24 protein-coding genes are annotated in these 15,395 nt (G+C 66.2%); 5 read left to right on the forward strand and 19 right to left on the reverse strand.

The annotated features are described in order from the left end of the window. Positions 1–35: 35 nt before the first annotated feature. The 5 genes from rplQ to rpsM all read right to left on the reverse strand — a co-directional run bounded on the left by rplQ (position 36) and on the right by rpsM (position 3,484). Entirely contained in the window at positions 36–446 is a 411-nt protein-coding gene (gene rplQ, locus MKK52_RS03805) for a 50S ribosomal protein L17 (protein WP_243952411.1), read from the reverse strand. Positions 447–561: 115 nt separating this feature from the next. Further along, complete coding sequence (locus tag MKK52_RS03810; RefSeq protein ID WP_243952413.1) at positions 562–1,596, reverse strand: DNA-directed RNA polymerase subunit alpha; 1,035 nt, start codon at positions 1,594–1,596, stop codon at positions 562–564. A 92-nt stretch (positions 1,597–1,688) separates the two neighbouring features. Further along, positions 1,689–2,561, reverse strand: a complete 873-nt coding sequence (locus MKK52_RS03815; protein WP_243952415.1) for an MBL fold metallo-hydrolase — start codon at positions 2,559–2,561, stop codon at positions 1,689–1,691. A 32-nt stretch (positions 2,562–2,593) separates the two neighbouring features. Then, positions 2,594–2,983 (reverse strand): 30S ribosomal protein S11, encoded by a 390-nt coding sequence (rpsK, locus tag MKK52_RS03820; protein WP_010686167.1) that lies wholly within the window; start codon positions 2,981–2,983, stop codon positions 2,594–2,596. A gap of 132 nt (positions 2,984–3,115) precedes the next feature. Continuing rightward, positions 3,116–3,484, reverse strand: coding sequence for a 30S ribosomal protein S13 (gene rpsM / locus MKK52_RS03825; RefSeq protein WP_243952416.1), 369 nt, complete (start codon positions 3,482–3,484; stop codon positions 3,116–3,118). Positions 3,485–3,685: 201 nt separating this feature from the next. Here rpsM and MKK52_RS03830 point away from each other — a divergent pair, with 201 nt between their 5' ends. Beyond that, positions 3,686–4,057 (forward strand): hypothetical protein, encoded by a 372-nt coding sequence (locus MKK52_RS03830; RefSeq protein ID WP_243952417.1) that lies wholly within the window; start codon positions 3,686–3,688, stop codon positions 4,055–4,057. Between the two features lie 4 nt (positions 4,058–4,061). Here MKK52_RS03830 and MKK52_RS03835 read toward each other — a convergent pair whose 3' ends face one another. The 14 genes from MKK52_RS03835 to MKK52_RS03900 form a co-directional block, all read right to left on the reverse strand. Beyond that, the gene (locus tag MKK52_RS03835; protein WP_243952419.1) at positions 4,062–4,286 is read right to left on the reverse strand and encodes a hypothetical protein; all 225 of its coding nucleotides are present in this window, start codon (positions 4,284–4,286) and stop codon (positions 4,062–4,064) included. Positions 4,287–4,357: 71 nt separating this feature from the next. Then, entirely contained in the window at positions 4,358–4,960 is a 603-nt protein-coding gene (locus MKK52_RS03840) for an adenylate kinase (RefSeq protein ID WP_243952421.1), read from the reverse strand. Positions 4,961–5,118: 158 nt separating this feature from the next. After that, complete coding sequence (gene secY, locus MKK52_RS03845; protein ID WP_243952423.1) at positions 5,119–6,462, reverse strand: preprotein translocase subunit SecY; 1,344 nt, start codon at positions 6,460–6,462, stop codon at positions 5,119–5,121. A 153-nt stretch (positions 6,463–6,615) separates the two neighbouring features. Next, complete coding sequence (gene rplO / locus MKK52_RS03850; RefSeq protein ID WP_243952425.1) at positions 6,616–7,122, reverse strand: 50S ribosomal protein L15; 507 nt, start codon at positions 7,120–7,122, stop codon at positions 6,616–6,618. 11 nt (positions 7,123–7,133) lie between these two features. Then, positions 7,134–7,325, reverse strand: coding sequence for a 50S ribosomal protein L30 (gene rpmD, locus MKK52_RS03855; RefSeq protein ID WP_243952426.1), 192 nt, complete (start codon positions 7,323–7,325; stop codon positions 7,134–7,136). 11 nt (positions 7,326–7,336) lie between these two features. Beyond that, positions 7,337–7,924 (reverse strand): 30S ribosomal protein S5, encoded by a 588-nt coding sequence (gene rpsE / locus MKK52_RS03860; RefSeq protein ID WP_243952427.1) that lies wholly within the window; start codon positions 7,922–7,924, stop codon positions 7,337–7,339. Between the two features lie 83 nt (positions 7,925–8,007). After that, positions 8,008–8,370, reverse strand: coding sequence for a 50S ribosomal protein L18 (rplR, locus tag MKK52_RS03865; RefSeq protein ID WP_243952429.1), 363 nt, complete (start codon positions 8,368–8,370; stop codon positions 8,008–8,010). 12 nt (positions 8,371–8,382) lie between these two features. Beyond that, on the reverse strand, positions 8,383–8,916 hold the full coding sequence (gene rplF / locus MKK52_RS03870; RefSeq protein WP_243952431.1) for a 50S ribosomal protein L6: 534 nt from the start codon (positions 8,914–8,916) through the stop codon (positions 8,383–8,385). Positions 8,917–8,938: 22 nt separating this feature from the next. Beyond that, positions 8,939–9,334 (reverse strand): 30S ribosomal protein S8, encoded by a 396-nt coding sequence (gene rpsH / locus MKK52_RS03875; protein WP_238248919.1) that lies wholly within the window; start codon positions 9,332–9,334, stop codon positions 8,939–8,941. Positions 9,335–9,346: 12 nt separating this feature from the next. Further along, positions 9,347–9,652 (reverse strand): 30S ribosomal protein S14, encoded by a 306-nt coding sequence (gene rpsN / locus MKK52_RS03880; protein WP_243952432.1) that lies wholly within the window; start codon positions 9,650–9,652, stop codon positions 9,347–9,349. Positions 9,653–9,692: 40 nt separating this feature from the next. Continuing rightward, entirely contained in the window at positions 9,693–10,259 is a 567-nt protein-coding gene (rplE, locus tag MKK52_RS03885) for a 50S ribosomal protein L5 (protein ID WP_243952433.1), read from the reverse strand. Further along, complete coding sequence (rplX, locus tag MKK52_RS03890) at positions 10,252–10,566, reverse strand: 50S ribosomal protein L24 (protein ID WP_238248916.1); 315 nt, start codon at positions 10,564–10,566, stop codon at positions 10,252–10,254. Before rplX ends, rplE begins: the two co-directional genes overlap by 8 nt. Next, positions 10,566–10,934, reverse strand: a complete 369-nt coding sequence (gene rplN / locus MKK52_RS03895) for a 50S ribosomal protein L14 (protein ID WP_010686182.1) — start codon at positions 10,932–10,934, stop codon at positions 10,566–10,568. The genes rplX and rplN overlap by 1 nt, the downstream gene beginning before the upstream one ends. A gap of 321 nt (positions 10,935–11,255) precedes the next feature. After that, the gene (locus tag MKK52_RS03900) at positions 11,256–11,639 is read right to left on the reverse strand and encodes a hypothetical protein (protein WP_243952434.1); all 384 of its coding nucleotides are present in this window, start codon (positions 11,637–11,639) and stop codon (positions 11,256–11,258) included. 477 nt (positions 11,640–12,116) lie between these two features. On the opposite strand from MKK52_RS03900, the gene rpsL reads away from it, so the two are divergent. The 4 genes from rpsL to MKK52_RS03920 all read left to right on the forward strand — a co-directional run. Further along, on the forward strand, positions 12,117–12,488 hold the full coding sequence (gene rpsL / locus MKK52_RS03905) for a 30S ribosomal protein S12 (protein ID WP_007557568.1): 372 nt from the start codon (positions 12,117–12,119) through the stop codon (positions 12,486–12,488). Positions 12,489–12,600: 112 nt separating this feature from the next. Next, positions 12,601–13,071, forward strand: coding sequence for a 30S ribosomal protein S7 (gene rpsG / locus MKK52_RS03910; protein WP_012319183.1), 471 nt, complete (start codon positions 12,601–12,603; stop codon positions 13,069–13,071). 30 nt (positions 13,072–13,101) lie between these two features. Then, positions 13,102–15,177: an elongation factor G gene (gene fusA / locus MKK52_RS03915; RefSeq protein WP_243952435.1), complete on the forward strand. Its 2,076-nt coding sequence runs from the start codon at positions 13,102–13,104 to the stop codon at positions 15,175–15,177. A 44-nt stretch (positions 15,178–15,221) separates the two neighbouring features. Next, positions 15,222–15,395: GTP-binding protein (locus MKK52_RS03920; protein WP_238230710.1), on the forward strand; the 174-nt coding region annotated here is incomplete at its 3' end.

Here is a 15,395-nt window from a genome sequence, read left to right on the forward strand (position 1 = left end):
CCGGGGCGGCCTTTTTTTAGGGAATGGCGAATGCCTCAGGCGGCGTCGGCAATCTGCGACGGGCCGGAATCCTTGCCGCGCGCATCGACGTCGCGATCCACGAACTCGATCACGGCGAGCGGGGCGTTGTCGCCCTGGCGGAAGCCGGCCTTCATGATGCGGCAGTAGCCACCCGGACGACCCTGGTAGCGCGGGCCCAGCACCGAGAAGAGCTTCTTGACCATGTCGGCGTCGCGCAGCTTCGACATGGCGAGGCGGCGGGTGTGCACGCTGTCGATGCGAGCGAGCGTGACCAGCTTCTCGACGACCGGACGCAGGTCCTTCGCCTTCGGCAGGGTGGTGACGATCTGCTCGTGCTTGATCAGCGCGGCGGACATGTTGGCGAACATCGCCTGGCGATGCTCGGCGGTGCGGTTGAAACGACGACCGCGGTAACCGTGACGCATGGTGGCTCTCCTGTTGTTCGCGACCGCCGTGCCACGGGTCGGCCGCCTGTTGAGCGCAGAGAAAGCGGGGAGCCTTCCGGCCCGCCCGCTTCCGCTTCGCTATTCGTTGCCGCGCTCAGTAATGCTCTTCGAAGCGCTTGGCGAGGTCCTCGATGTTCTCCGGCGGCCAGCCGGGGACATCCATGCCGAGGTGCAGGCCCATGCCGGCCAGCACTTCCTTAATTTCGTTGAGCGACTTGCGGCCGAAGTTCGGGGTGCGCAGCATCTCGCCTTCCGACTTCTGGATGAGGTCGCCGATGTAAACGATGTTATCGTTCTTCAGGCAGTTCGCCGAACGGACCGACAGCTCCAGCTCGTCCACCTTCTTGAGCAGCGCCGGGTTGAAGGGCAGCTGCGGCGTGAGCGGCGCGGCCTCTTCCTTGCGCGGATCCTCGAAGTTCACGAACACCTGGAGCTGGTCCTGGATGATGCGGGCGGCATAGGCCAGCGCATCCTCGGGGCTCACGGCGCCGTTGGTCTCGACAGTCATGGTCAGCTTGTCTTTGTCGAGATCCTGGCCCTCGCGGGTCGTCTCGACGCGGTAGCTGACCTTCGTCACCGGGGAGAACAGGGAGTCCACCGGGATCAGGCCGATCGGCGCGTCCTCGGGGCGGTTGCGCTCGGCCGGGACGTAGCCCTTGCCGGTCGAAACCGTGAACTCCATGCGGATCTCGGCGCCGTCATCCAGCGTGCAGATGACGAGCTCGGGATTGAGGATCTGGATGTCGCCGACCGTGCCGATGTCGCCTGCCGTCACCGTGCCGGGGCCGGTCTTGCGCAGAGTCATGCGCTTGGGGGCGTCGGTCTGCGAGCGGATGGCGATCGTCTTGATGTTCAGGACGATGTCGGTCACGTCCTCGCGGACGCCGGGGATGGACGAGAACTCGTGCAGCACGCCATCGATCTGCACCGACGTCACCGCCGCGCCCTGGAGCGAGGACAGCAGAACGCGCCGCAGGGCGTTGCCCAGGGTCGTGCCGAAGCCGCGCTCGAGCGGCTCGGCGACGACCGTCGCGATCCGCTTGGGGTCATCGCCCGTCGAGACCTGCAGCTTGTTCGGCTTGATGAGTTCCTGCCAATTCTTCTGAATGACCACGGTCCTACCTCTCACGCCTCGCGGGTCCGCATCGTCCGGTACCCACGTTCCGGCCGGGTGGGGGCGCCCCCTGGCACACCGCCCGGTCTCGATTCATCTATCTGAACTCACTCGCCGCCGACCCACAGGGCCGGGACGAAGCTGTACCCGGCGCCGTCGCGATCGACGTAGCCGAGGGCTGGGAATTCCAGGTGACAGCCGGCGATGAAGCTCCGCTCCGACGCCGCCTGATCCATGATCCGCTTGCGGGTCTCCCGAGCCTGATCGCCGTCCACGTCGAAGCCGACCCCCGCATCGGGGTTCTTGAACTGAATCGCCGGCAGGTGGACCACGTCGGTCCAGATCAGCAGCGACTCGGAGCCCGACGACACGCGGAAACCGCAATGCCCCGGCGTATGGCCGGGGAGATGGACCGCCTCGATGCCGGGAAGCACCTCGCCGCCGCGATGCTCGCGCATCCGGCCGGCATAGGGCGCCACGGCATTCCGCGCGCCCTCGAAATACGATTTGGCCGCCTCGGGCGCCTTGGACAGCGCCTCGTCGGGAAGCCAGTGGGCCGCCTCGTCCGAATGCACGACGATCTCGGCATTCGAATAGACCGCCTTGCCGTCCTGGGCGAGACCACCGCAATGGTCGGGATGCAGGTGCGTGATCAGCACCGTCTCCACGTCCTCGGGCGCGACGCCGGTGGTCGCCAGAGCGGCGCCCAGGCGTCCCATGGTTTCGACCGGCGCCAGCGCGCCGTAGCCGGTATCGACCAGGACCGGCTTGCGGCCGGGCCCAGTGATCAGGAAGGCGTTCAGGGTAATCTTCGGCTGCTCGGTGCGGAAGCCGGCCCGCTGCAGGCGCGCCGCCTCTCCCCTATCGATGCCCGTGACGAGATCGAGGCTCGCCTGGAACCAACCGTCGTTGAGCGCCGTGACCGTGAGGTCGCCGAGGTTCCAACGCAGCACGCCGGGCAGTGGCTTCGATCCCGCCATAAGCTTCTCCCTTTTCGCCGAAGGATAGTCGATCAGACGCGACGACGCTTGCGCGGACGGCAGCCGTTGTGCGGGATCGAGGTCACGTCACGGATCGAAGTCACGGTGAAACCCGCGGCCTGGAGGGCGCGGAGCGCCGACTCACGGCCGGAGCCGGGGCCCGACACCTCGACCTCGAGGGTGCGCATGCCGTGCTCGGCAGCCTTGCGGCCGGCATCTTCGGCGGCGACCTGGGCGGCGTACGGCGTCGACTTGCGCGAGCCCTTGAAGCCCATCGCGCCGGCGGACGACCACGAGATGGTGTTGCCCTGGGCGTCGGTGATGGTGATCATCGTGTTGTTGAACGAGGCGTTCACGTGGGCGACGCCCGACACGATGTTCTTGCGTTCACGACGACGAACGCGTTGTGGTTCCTTGGCCATCTGACTTCCACTCTTCCTTCAGGCACGCCCGTAATACCAGGCGCTCGGGATTCTTCTGGGGATTGGGTCGCGCGGCGGGGCCGGCGCGACGGAAGGAGGTCGAGCCAAGCCCGGCCTCCCGATCCGAAAGGATTACTTCTTCTTGCCGGCGATCGGCTTTGCCTTGCCCTTGCGGGTGCGGGCGTTGGTGTGGGTCCGCTGGCCGCGCACGGGCAGCTGCTTGCGGTGACGCAGGCCACGGTAGCAGCCGAGGTCCATCAGCCGCTTGATGTTCATCGAGATCTCGCGACGCAGGTCGCCTTCCACGATGTAGTCGCGGTCGATGGCCTCACGGATCGAGAGAACCTCGGCGTCGGTCAGTTCGTTGACGCGACGCTCGGCGGGGATGCCAACCTTGCCGGTGATCTCTTCAGCCTTCTTGGGGCCGATGCCGTGAATGTACTGAAGCGCGATGACGACGCGCTTGCCAGTCGGGATGTTAACGCCTGCGATACGGGCCACGGTCTCACTCCATGTGAGGCCCGGCGGTGCCGGGCTCGGGTTTCGCGCGCGTCCGGTGGAGGCCGGCCCCTGCGCGCGTGCAACGACGACGCGGCCCGTGGCGACCCCTCTTCAGGGCACCTCGGACCATCGTTCGGTTGGACGAAGGGGGTCTGCTACTCCGGGTGACGCGATCTGTCAATCTAACGGGAACAAAAAGCGATGGCGCAGGCGACGCATCACGGCGATACCCTCAGACGCTACGTGGCCGGCGTGATGCAAGCGGCCGAGCCGAATACCGAGGAGGTCGTCCCCATCGTCCTCGCGGTGGTGGGCGGGATCCTTGCCGTGGCGGAGCCAAAGAGCGTCAGTCTCCGGGATGCGGATGACGGGGCGGGCGGCACGCTCTGGGCTTCGTTCGGTGGAGAGCGGATGGCCTTCCGCTACAACCCGATGACCGCGATGATCGAATTGCGCTCGGGAAATCTCGAGGAGCACCCCAAACGCCGATTTGGGCGCCGCTCCCTCCCGATGGACATCTACAACTTCTTCGGGCCGAGTCGCGCGGCCGAAGCCGCACGCACCCGGCCCTGATGGGTCAGCGCATCCGCTGGTTCGACAGGCGGCAGGTGCGGCCTTCGTTGCGATAACCGGCCGGGCAGCGGCGGACGCAGGCTCCGGCGGCGTATTTCAGCGGCGGCCGGCAGGCGTTGCGGAACTGCTTCTGGCCGTAGACGAAGGATTGGGCCGGGCTTTGCGCGGCGGCGGGCAGGGCGCCCCCGGCGACGAGGAGGGCGGCTGCCAGGGTCAGGCGGGCGATCATCGGTGCTTCCGGACAAGAAAAAGGGGCGCCCGCCGGCCGGCGAACGCCCCTCGGATGATCCGCCCAACGCCTCAGGAGGCGATGCGCTCCCGGTGCGGCTCCAGGATTCCCGTCAGATCCTCGGTGACCGAATCGATGGGCTTCATGCCATCGACGGTCTTCAACATGCCGAGCTTGTCGTAATAGGCCGAGAGCGGCGCCGTCTGAGCCCGGTAGGCCTCCAGGCGCTGCTTGAACACTTCCGGCGTGTCGTCTTTGCGCACGGCCTCGCCGCGGGCGGCGGCCTCGGCGGCGCGGTTGGCGATACGGCCGACCAGGGCATCCTCATCGACCTTCAATTCGATGACGGACGAGAGTTCGAGACCCTTGCCGGCGAGCATCTTCCCCAGGGCTTCGGCCTGGGCGACGGTGCGGGGAAAGCCATCGAGGATGAAGCCCGGCCTCGCATCGGCCTGCTCGATCCGGTCGGCAACGATGCCGACGACGATCTCGTCCGAGACGAGCCCGCCCGATTCCATCACGGCCTTGGCCTGCAACCCGACGGGCGTACCGGCCGCCACGGCGGCGCGGAGCATGTCGCCGGTCGAGAGCTGCGGGATGCCGTACTTCTTCACGATCCGCTCGGATTGCGTGCCCTTCCCCGCGCCGGGCGGTCCGAGCAGAATGATGCGCATGGCGTTGTCCTCTTAGGGCCCGCTTTCCCGGGCTCCGGATCCGTTCGACGACGCCAGCCCGGGCGTCGCCCCCTTGGGGTCTGTTTCTAGCGCCTCGCGCGGACGGCGATAGCCCGCCTTTGGGCGGACTTCGCTCATTTCCGCGCTTCTGTCGCCGTTCAGCGGCGGCGCTGGCCGGCCGACGCGCCCCGGAGCTTCGCGCGCTTCACGAGGCCCTCGTACTGGTGCGCCATCAGGTGCCCGTGGATCTGCGCCACGGTGTCCATCGTCACCGTCACGAGGATCAGCAGAGAGGTGCCGCCGAAGCCCAGGCTCGCCGAGGCGTAGGAGGACAGGATCTCCGGGCACAGGCACACCAGTGTCAGGTACAGGGCGCCGATCACCGTGATGCGGGTCAGCACCTTGTCGAGGAAGGCCGCCGTGCGCTCGCCCGGCCGAATGCCGGGAATGAAGCCGCCATGCTTCTTCAGGTTGTCCGCGGTCTCCTGCGGGTTGAAGACGACCGCCGTGTAGAAGAACGTGAAGAAGATGATTAGGGCCGCGTAGAGCGCCATGAACAGCGGCGTGCCGTGGCCGAGATAGGCCGTGACCGCACCGAGCCAGCCGCTGCCGTTGTTCGCCGAGAAGCTGGCGGCGGTGGCCGGCAGCAACAGCAGCGACGAGGCGAAGATCGGCGGGATGACGCCCGACGTGTTGAGCTTCAGCGGCAGGAACGAGGTCTGACCCTCGTACATGCGGTTGCCGACCTGACGCTTCGGGTAGTTGATCAGGATGCGGCGCTGGGCCCGCTCCATGAACACGATGAAGTAGACCAGGGCGACGGCAGCCACGGCCACGCCGAGGATGATGACCGGCGAGAGGGCGCCGGTGCGGCCGAGCTCCAGAGCGCCGATGATCGTCACCGGAAGATGCGCGACGATGCCCGCGAAGATGATGAGCGAGGAGCCGTTGCCGATGCCGCGCGAGGTGATCTGCTCGCCGAGCCACATCAGGAACAAAGTGCCGCCGGTCAGGGTGATGACCGTCGAGGCGAGGAAGAACGGCCCCGGATCGATCGCCGCCGAGGAGCCCTGAAGGCCCACCGCGATGCCCCAGGACTGCACGAGGGCCAGCACCACCGTCAGGTAGCGGGTGTACTGGTTGATGACCTTGCGGCCGGACTCGCCTTCCTTCTTCAGCGCTTCCAGGCTCGGGATGACCGAGGTGAGAAGCTGCACGATGATGGAGGCCGAGATGTACGGCATGATGTTCAGCGCGAAGATCGCCATGCGCTCGACGGCACCGCCGGAGAACATGTTAAACAGCCCGAGCACGCCGCCCGATTGCTGCTGGAAGTTCCGCGCGAACTGCTCCGGATCGATGCCGGGGATCGGCACGTAGGTGCCGAGCCGGAAGACGATCAGCGCGCCGATCGTGAACCAGATGCGCTTCTTCAGCTCATCGGCCTTGGCGATCGCGCCGAAGTTGAGATTGGCGGCAAGCTGCTCGGCGGCTGAGGCCATAGCGTCGCGTCCTACGCGTGTCGCCGGGCGAGTGCCCGGATGAAACGAAAAAAGCGGCGGCCCGCGCGAGGTCGCGTGGGGCCGCCGCTCGATGGTCTCCGACTTAAAGGCCGGGGACGCGCCGCGCAACGTGTCGCGCGGCCGCCGTCTGCCTCAGGCGGTCGCCTCGGCCTCGGCCTTGCCGCGGGTCGAGACGCCGGAGGCGTAGACCACGCTGACCGAGCCGCCGGCCTTCTCGACGGCCTCGACGGCCGACTTGGAGGCGCGGGTGACTTCGAAGCTGAGCTTTGAGGTCAGATCGCCGACGCCCAGCAGCTTCACGCCGTCACGGGGACGGGCGAGGATGCCGGCGGCGACGAGGGTCTCGACCGTGATGGTCGCGCCGGCCTCGAGCTGCCCCGTATCCACGGCGGCCTGGATCCGGCCGAGGTTCACCTCGTTCAAGTCCGCCGCGTGGATGTTGTTGAAGCCACGCTTCGGCAGACGACGGTGAAGCGGCATCTGGCCGCCCTCGAAGCCCTTGATGGCCACGCCGGTTCGGGCCTTCTGACCCTTCACGCCGCGTCCGGCGGTCTTGCCCTTGCCGGAGCCGATGCCCCGGCCGACACGCATCCGGTCCTTGGTGGCGCCGGGATTGTCGCTGATCTGGTTAAGCTTCATCGGTCGCCTCCTCAGGCTTCGAGGACGCGCACAAGGTGATTCACCTTGCGGATCATGCCGCGGACGGCCGGGGTGTCCTCAAGCTCGGCGACCCGGTGCAGCTTGTTCAGCTTGAGGCCGATCAGCGTCGCACGCTGGCTGGCCTCGCGGCGGATCGGCGAGCCGATCTGCTCGATGCGGACGGTCTTGGTGTTGTCAGCCATGCCATCCTCCCTTACGCGACCGCAGCTTCGGAAGTATCGGCCGGATCGGCATCGCGGCGGCGCGACTGAAGCGCGGACACCTTGAGGCCCCGGCGAGCCGCCACGGCGCGCGGGCTGTCCTCGTTCTTCAGCGCCTCGAAGGTCGCGCGAACGAGGTTGTAGGGGTTCGAGGAGCCGAGGCTCTTGGCCACCACGTCCTGCATGCCGAGCGTCTCGAACACGGCGCGCATCGGGCCGCCGGCGATGATGCCGGTACCCTGCGGGGCCGCGCGGAGGATCACCTTGCCGGCGCCGTGACGTCCGTTGACGTCGTGGTGCAGGGTCCGGCCCTCGCGGAGCGACACGCGGATGAGCCCGCGCTTGGCGGCCTCGGTCGCCTTGCGGATGGCCTCCGGCACCTCACGGGCCTTGCCGTGGCCGAAGCCGACGCGGCCCTTCTGGTCGCCGACCACGACCAGGGCAGCGAAGCCGAAGCGACGGCCACCCTTCACAACCTTCGCGACGCGGTTGATGTGGACGAGCTTGTCCACGAACTCGCTGTCGTGCTCCTCGCGGTCATCGCGGCGGCCGCGGCCCCCGCCTTCACGTTCACGTGCCATAATGCTTGCCTATCTCACTGGCGCGGATCCGGAGACCCGCTCGCTCGATAGTCCCTCCCCGAACGGGGGAGGGACGATTTCACTTAGAACTCCAGACCACCCTCGCGGGCAGCCTCGGCCACGGCCTTGACGCGGCCGTGGTAGATGTAGCCGGAGCGGTCGAAGATCACCTTGGTGACTCCGGCGGCTTTGGCGCGCTCCGCGAGGAGCTTGCCCACGGCGGTCGCGGCGGCAACATCGGCACCGGTCTTCAGGTCGCCCTTGAGCGACTTGTCGATGGTGGACGCGGCGGCCAGGGTCTGGCCCTTCACGTCGTCGATGACCTGAGCATAGATCTGCTTCGACGAACGGAACACCGAGAGACGCGGACGGCCATTGGCCGCCGCCTTGATCGCCCGACGAACGCGCGCCTTGCGCCGATCGAGGGCTTCGAGCTTACGAGACATCTTCGCCCTCCCTTACTTCTTCTTGCCTTCCTTGCGGAAGATGAACTCACCCTCGTACCGAACGCCCTTGCCCTTATAGGGCTCGGGGCCGCGGTAATCGCGGATCTCGGCGGCGACCTGGCCCACCTTCTGCCGGTCGATGCCGGTGATGGTGATCTCGGTCGGCTTCGGGGTGGCGATGGTGATGCCCTCCGGCACGGCGTACTCGATGTCGTGGCTGTAGCCGAGCGACAGCTTGAGCGCCTTGCCGGCCATGGCGGCGCGGTAACCGACGCCGGTGATCTCGAGCTTCTTGGAGAAGCCGTTCGACACGCCGGTGGCGATGTTGGCGATCTGGGCGCGCGAGGTACCCCAGAGGGACCGGGCGGGCTTCGACTGGTTGACGGGCTCGACCTCGATGGCGCCGTCCTTCATGGCGACGTTCACGAGGGTGGGAACGACGAACTGCAGTTCGCCCTTCGAGCCCTTCATCTTCACGGTCTGGCCCGTGACGGTGGCGGTGACGCCCGCCGGAACGGGAACCGGCTTCTTGCCTACGCGAGACATGGGATGTCCTCCTCCGTCCCGATCAGAACACGGTGCAGAGCACTTCACCGCCGACGTTGCGCTCACGCGCCTCGTGGTCGGCCATGACGCCCTGCGGGGTGGAGACGATAGTGACGCCGAGGCCGTCGGCCACGCGCGGCAGCTCGCCGACCGACGAGTATACCCGGCGGCCCGGCTTCGACACGCGCTTGATCTCACGGATCACGGGCTTGCCGTCGTAGTACTTGAGTTCGATGGCGAACTCGGACCGGCCGTTGCCCAGCTCGGTCTGTGCAAAGTCGCGGATGTAGCCTTCGCGCTTCAGCACGTTGAGGACGCTGGCGCGCAGCTTCGAACCGGGCGTCTGGACGACGTTCCGGCGGCGCAGCTGGCCGTTGCGGATACGGGTGAGCATGTCACCCACGGGATCGTTGACCATGGGAGGACCTCCTTACCAGCTCGACTTGACGAGGCCGGGGATGAGGCCCCGGTTGCCGAGCTCCCGCAGCGCGACGCGCGAGATGCCCATCTTGCGGTAGAAGGCCCGCGGCCGGCCGGTGATCTCGCACCGGTTGCGGATGCGGGTGGCCGACGAGTTCCGCGGCAGTTCGGCGAGCTTCAGGCGCGCTTCGAAGCGGTCCTGCATCTCGATCGCCTCGTTGTTGGCGATATCGAGGAGCGCCTTCCGCTTGGCGGCGAACCGCTTCACGAGCTCCTTCCGATGGTTGTTCTTCTCGACTGAGCTTTTCTTCGACATGATGTCTATCTCCGGTGTCCGCGTATGACGTTCGAGAACGTCACTGCCGGAACGGGAACTGGAAGGCCGCGAGCAGTGCCTTGGCCTCGGCATCCGTCTGGGCGGAAGTCGCCACGACGATGTCCATGCCCCACATCTGCTCCGCCTTGTCGTAGGAGATCTCCGGGAACACAAGGTGCTCCTTGAGACCCAGGGCGTAGTTGCCGCGCCCGTCGAACGAACGCGGGTTCAGGCCGCGGAAGTCACGCACGCGCGGCAGCGCGATGGTGATCAGGCGGTCCATGAACTCGTACATGCGCTGCTTGCGCAGCGTCACCTTGCAGCCGATCGGCATGCCCTCGCGAACCTTGAAGGTCGCGATGGCCTTGCGGGCGCGGGTGATGACCGGCTTCTGGCCGGCGATGAGGGCGAGATCGCCGGCCGCCACCGAGGCCTTCTTCGAGTCCGCGGTGGACTCGCCGACGCCCATGTTGATGACGATCTTCTCGATCTGCGGCACCTGCATGGGGTTCTTGTAGCCGAACTCTTCGATCAGCTTCTGACGAACCACTTCGTCGTAGTGTTTGCGCAGACGCGGGACGTACGCGTTCTTGTCGGCCTCAGCCATCGATCTGATCCCCCGTGCTCTTGGCGAACCGGACCTTGCGCCCGTCTTCGAGGATGCGGAAACCCACGCGGGTCGGCTTGCCGTTGGCATCGGCGACCGCGATGTTCGAGAGTTGGATGGCGGCCTCCTTGGAGATGATGCCGCCTTCCTGGTTCTGGGACTGCTTCTGGTGCTTCTTGACGAGGTTCACGCCGCGCACGAATGCCCGGCCTTCCTTCGGCAGCACCTGAATGACTTCGCCCGACCGGCCGGCGTCACGGCCCGTCAGCACGACAACCTTGTCGCCCTTGCGGATCTTGGCAGCCATCACAGCACCTCCGGGGCGAGCGAGATGATCTTCATGTGGTTGCGGGCGCGCAGCTCGCGCGGCACCGGTCCGAAGATACGGGTGCCGATCGGCTCCTTCTGATTGTTGATCAGAACGGCGGCGTTCTTGTCGAACCGGATCACCGAGCCGTCGGCGCGCTTCACGTCCTTGGCGGTGCGCACGACCACCGCCTTCATGACGTCGCCCTTCTTCACGCGACCCCTCGGGATCGCCTCCTTGACCGACACGACGATCACGTCGCCGACGCCGGCATACTTCCGCTTCGACCCGCCGAGAACCTTGATGCACATCACACGGCGTGCACCAGAGTTGTCGGCGACGTCCAGATTCGTTTGCATCTGGATCACGTGCGTGACTCCTTCTCTCAGGCGGGTTTCCGCACGCGGGCGGTATTGCCCGGCGGACGACGCCTGATGGGGATCTGTGGTCCCCGGCTCATGTGAACGACCGCGCTGTCGGCGTCAGGGACGCCGGCGCGGTCACCGCGGTGGAACGGGCGCGAGACCCATCCGAAATGTCGCGAAGGCCGGGGCCATACATCGGGCGGGCCGGAAACGCAACCGTTGGGGCCCCAAAATCAGGCCTTGCCCGAGGGACGCCAACGCAAGACGGCGCCAGCTCGGGTGAGACGACGCCGTCCTAGCATAAAACCGGAGAATCGCGGCGAATCAGGCCGGCTGATCGAGGGGCTCGTTCTCGAAGAGGAAGTCGTCGAGGCTCGGGATCGTCACCGGGGCGGCCATGGCCGGCTTCGACAGGCGCCAGGGGCGATCCATCCGCGCGCGAATCGCCTCGGACGGGCGAAGGCGGCGGCCGCGCCCATCTTCTCCCAGCTCCTCGATGGTCACGAAGCCGTAGACCTGCAGGCGGGAGGCGGTGAGCTTCGTCTCCCGGTCGTCCGCACCCAGAACCATGGAGCCCAGAGCGTAGACCGTCTCCATCAGCACCCGCTGCTCGCCACGGCGGCGGAGACCGGACTCACGCTCAGACATCGGCGGGGGCGCCGACACCCGGCGGAAGGGGACGACGTTGCTCGCTGCGACGCAACCCATACGCGACTATCCTCGAACACCACCAAGCGCGCTCGCCTCGGGCGCGCCGTCGATGCGGACAATTCGACGAATCGGATTAACCTCCCGTGGACCCCGTTTCGCCGCCACTGCCCCGATCCGGTACGAGGACGGCCCTCCACAGGGCGGTCACTCTTCTTTAATGGCTCTCTGGGGTGCGATTTTCCTGTTCCGGTGCATTGACCGGGGCGGGTGTTGCGTCTAGAAGCGCCCCACTTCGGTCGGCACTCGGCTGCCGACGGCCTGCGGGTTTGACCCGAACCGCCGTCCTCGCCCCCGACGCGACCTGAAGGCTCAAATCGCCTGACGCTTAAGTCAGATCCGTAGGTACGAACGCGCCTTCCCAGGCGCGATCCTCTGCCCACACCGCGCCGAGGGGCTTTGACTAGCCCTTCCGGCGCATATTCGTTTTGCGGACTGCTCCGGCAGTTCGGAAGGGACCGAGGAAGAGGGCACAGGATGCCGACGATCAATCAGCTGATCGCCCAGCCGCGGAAGATCCAGCGGAGCCGTAACAAGGTTCCTGCGCTGGACGCTTGCCCGCAGAAGCGTGGCGTGTGCACCCGCGTCTATACGACGACGCCGAAGAAGCCGAACTCGGCGCTCCGTAAGGTCGCCAAGGTGCGACTGACCAACGGCTTCGAGGTCATCGGGTACATCCCCGGCGAGGGTCACAACCTTCAGGAGCACTCCGTGGTGATGATCCGCGGCGGCCGCGTGAAGGATCTTCCGGGCGTGCGCTACCACATCTTGCGTGGCGTGCTCGATACGCAGGGCGTGAAGAACCGCAAGCAGCGTCGTTCGAAGTACGGCGCCAAGCGTCCGAAGTAATTTCTTCGGGTCGCAGTCAGCTTTTCCACTGCCTGACAAGGATGCCGCCGGCCTTTTCGCTCAAGGCGGCCTGCGTCAGGTGCTTAAGATCTACTCATTGGAAGTTAAGCCAATGTCCCGTCGTCACTCTGCAGAGAAGCGCGAGATCATCCCGGACCCGAAGTACGGGGACGTGGTGCTGACGAAGTTCATGAACTCGATCATGTACGAAGGTAAGAAGTCGACCGCCGAGCGGATCGTCTACGGCGCCTTCGACATCGTCGAGAACCGCGCCCGTGCGAACCCGATCGAGGTGTTCCGTGCTGCGCTGGACAACGTCGCTCCGATGATCGAGGTCCGCTCCCGCCGCGTCGGCGGTGCGACTTACCAGGTCCCCGTCGAAGTTCGTACCGAGCGTCGGCAGGCCCTGGCCATCCGCTGGCTCATCCAGGCCGCCCGTTCGCGCAACGACCGCACCATGGTCGAGCGCCTGTCGGCCGAGCTGCTCGATGCCGCGAACAACCGCGGCAACGCCGTCAAGAAGCGGGAAGACACGCACCGGATGGCGGAAGCCAACCGCGCCTTCTCGCACTACCGCTGGTAAGCGGCCCACCCGTCTCTCAGGAGCAGTCCGATGCCCCGCACGCACGCGATCGAGGACTACCGCAACTTCGGCATCATGGCCCACATTGATGCCGGCAAGACCACGACCACGGAGCGGATCCTCTACTACACCGGAAAGTCCCATAAGATCGGCGAGGTCCATGAGGGCGCCGCCACGATGGACTGGATGGAACAGGAGCAGGAGCGCGGCATCACGATCACGTCCGCCGCGACGACGTGCTTCTGGCGCGAGAAGCGCCTGAACATCATCGACACCCCCGGCCACGTGGACTTCACCATCGAGGTCGAGCGCTCCCTGCGCGTGCTCGACGGCGCGGTGTGCGTCCTCGATGGCAACCAGGGCGTCGAGCCGCAGACCGAGACCGTGTGGCGTCAGGCCGACAAGTATGACGTTCCGCGCGTCGTGTTCGTCAACAAGATGGACAAGATCGGCGCCGACTTCTTCAAGTGCGTGGCCGACATCATCGACCGCGTCGCCGGCAAGCCGGTGTGCCTGCAGCTGCCGATCGGCGCCGAGAGCACCTTCAAGGGTGTAATCGACCTGATCAAGATGAAGGCTATCGTGTGGTCGGGCGAGGCGCTCGGCGCCAACTACACCGAGGAAGAGATCCCGGCCGACCTGCAAGATCAGGCCGTCGAGTACCGCGCCAAGCTCGTCGAAGCCTGCGTGGAGATGGATGACGAGGCCATGATGGCCTACCTCGACGGCCAGGAGCCGAGCGAGGAGAGCCTTCGCAAGCTCGTTCGCACGGCCGTCCAGCGCCGCGCGTTCCATCCCGTGCTGTGCGGTTCGGCCTTCAAGAACAAGGGCGTGCAGCCGCTCCTCGACGCCGTCGTGGACTACCTGCCGTCCCCGGCCGATCGCGGCGAGATCAAGGGCATCGACTTCAAGACCGAGGAAGAGGTGGTCCGCCACCCGACCGACTCGGATCCCTTCGCCATGCTCGCCTTCAAGATCATGGATGATCCCCACGTCGGCACGATCACCTTCTGCCGCGTGTATTCGGGCAAGGTCGAGTCGGGCGCCAACGTCATCAACTCGACGCGCGACAAGAAGGAGCGTGTCGGCCGCATGCTCCTGATGCACGCCAACAACCGTGAGGACGTCAAGGAGGCCTTCGCCGGCGACATCGTCGCCCTGGCCGGCCTCAAGGACACCCGCACGGGCGACACCCTCTGCGATCCGCAGAAGGCCGTCATCCTCGAGAAGATGGAATTCCCCGAGCCGGTGATCGAGATCGCCGTCGAGCCGAAGTCCAAGGCGGACCAGGAGAAGCTCGGCATCGCGCTCTCCAAGCTCGCGGCCGAGGATCCGTCCTTCCGCGTCTCCACGGACCAGGAGTCGGGCCAGACCATCCTCAAGGGGATGGGCGAGCTCCACCTGGACATCAAGGTCGACATCCTGCGCCGCACTTACAAGGTCGACGCGAATATCGGCCAGCCGCAGGTGGCGTACCGCGAGAAGCTGACCCGTCGCACCGAGATCGACTACACCCACAAGAAGCAGACCGGTGGTACCGGTCAGTTCGCCCGGGTGAAGTTCGTGGTCGAGCCGAATGAGCCGGGCGCTGGCTTCGCCTTCGAGTCGAAGATCGTCGGCGGCGCGGTGCCGAAGGAGTACATCCCCGGCGTCGAAAAGGGCCTCAACTCGGTCCTGACCGCCGGTATCCTCGCCGGCTTCCCGGTGGTCGACATCAAGGTGGAGCTGGTCGACGGCGCCTACCACGACGTCGACTCGTCGGCCCTGGCCTTCGAGATCGCGTCCCGCGCGGCGCTCCGTGAAGCCCTCCAGAAGGGCGGCTCGGTGCTGCTCGAGCCGGTCATGAAGGTCGAGGTGGTGTCTCCCGAGGAGTACACCGGTTCGGTCATCGGCGACCTCAACTCCCGCCGTGGTCAGATCCAGGGCCAGGACATGCGCGGCAACGCCAACGTCATCAACGCGATGGTGCCGCTGGCCAACATGTTCGGCTACGTGAACCAGCTGCGCTCCTTCTCGCAGGGACGCGCCAACTTCACGATGCAGTTCGATCACTACGAAGAGGTGCCGCGCGGCGAAGCCGACAAGGTCATCGCCAAGTACGCGTAAGCTCCATCTCTTCGTCCAACCTCAATTCGAATTAGGAGGCTCTTATGGGCAAGGAAAAGTTCTCTCGTACGAAGCCGCACTGCAACATCGGCACGATCGGGCACGTGGACCACGGCAAGACGTCGCTGACGGCGGCGATCACGAAGGTCCTGGCGGAGTCCGGCGGCGCGACGTTCACGGCCTACGACCAGATCGACAAGGCTCCCGAGGAGAAGGCA

This window comes from Methylobacterium sp. J-067, from assembly GCF_022829465.1.
GTDB lineage: Bacteria > Pseudomonadota > Alphaproteobacteria > Rhizobiales > Beijerinckiaceae > Methylobacterium > Methylobacterium litchii.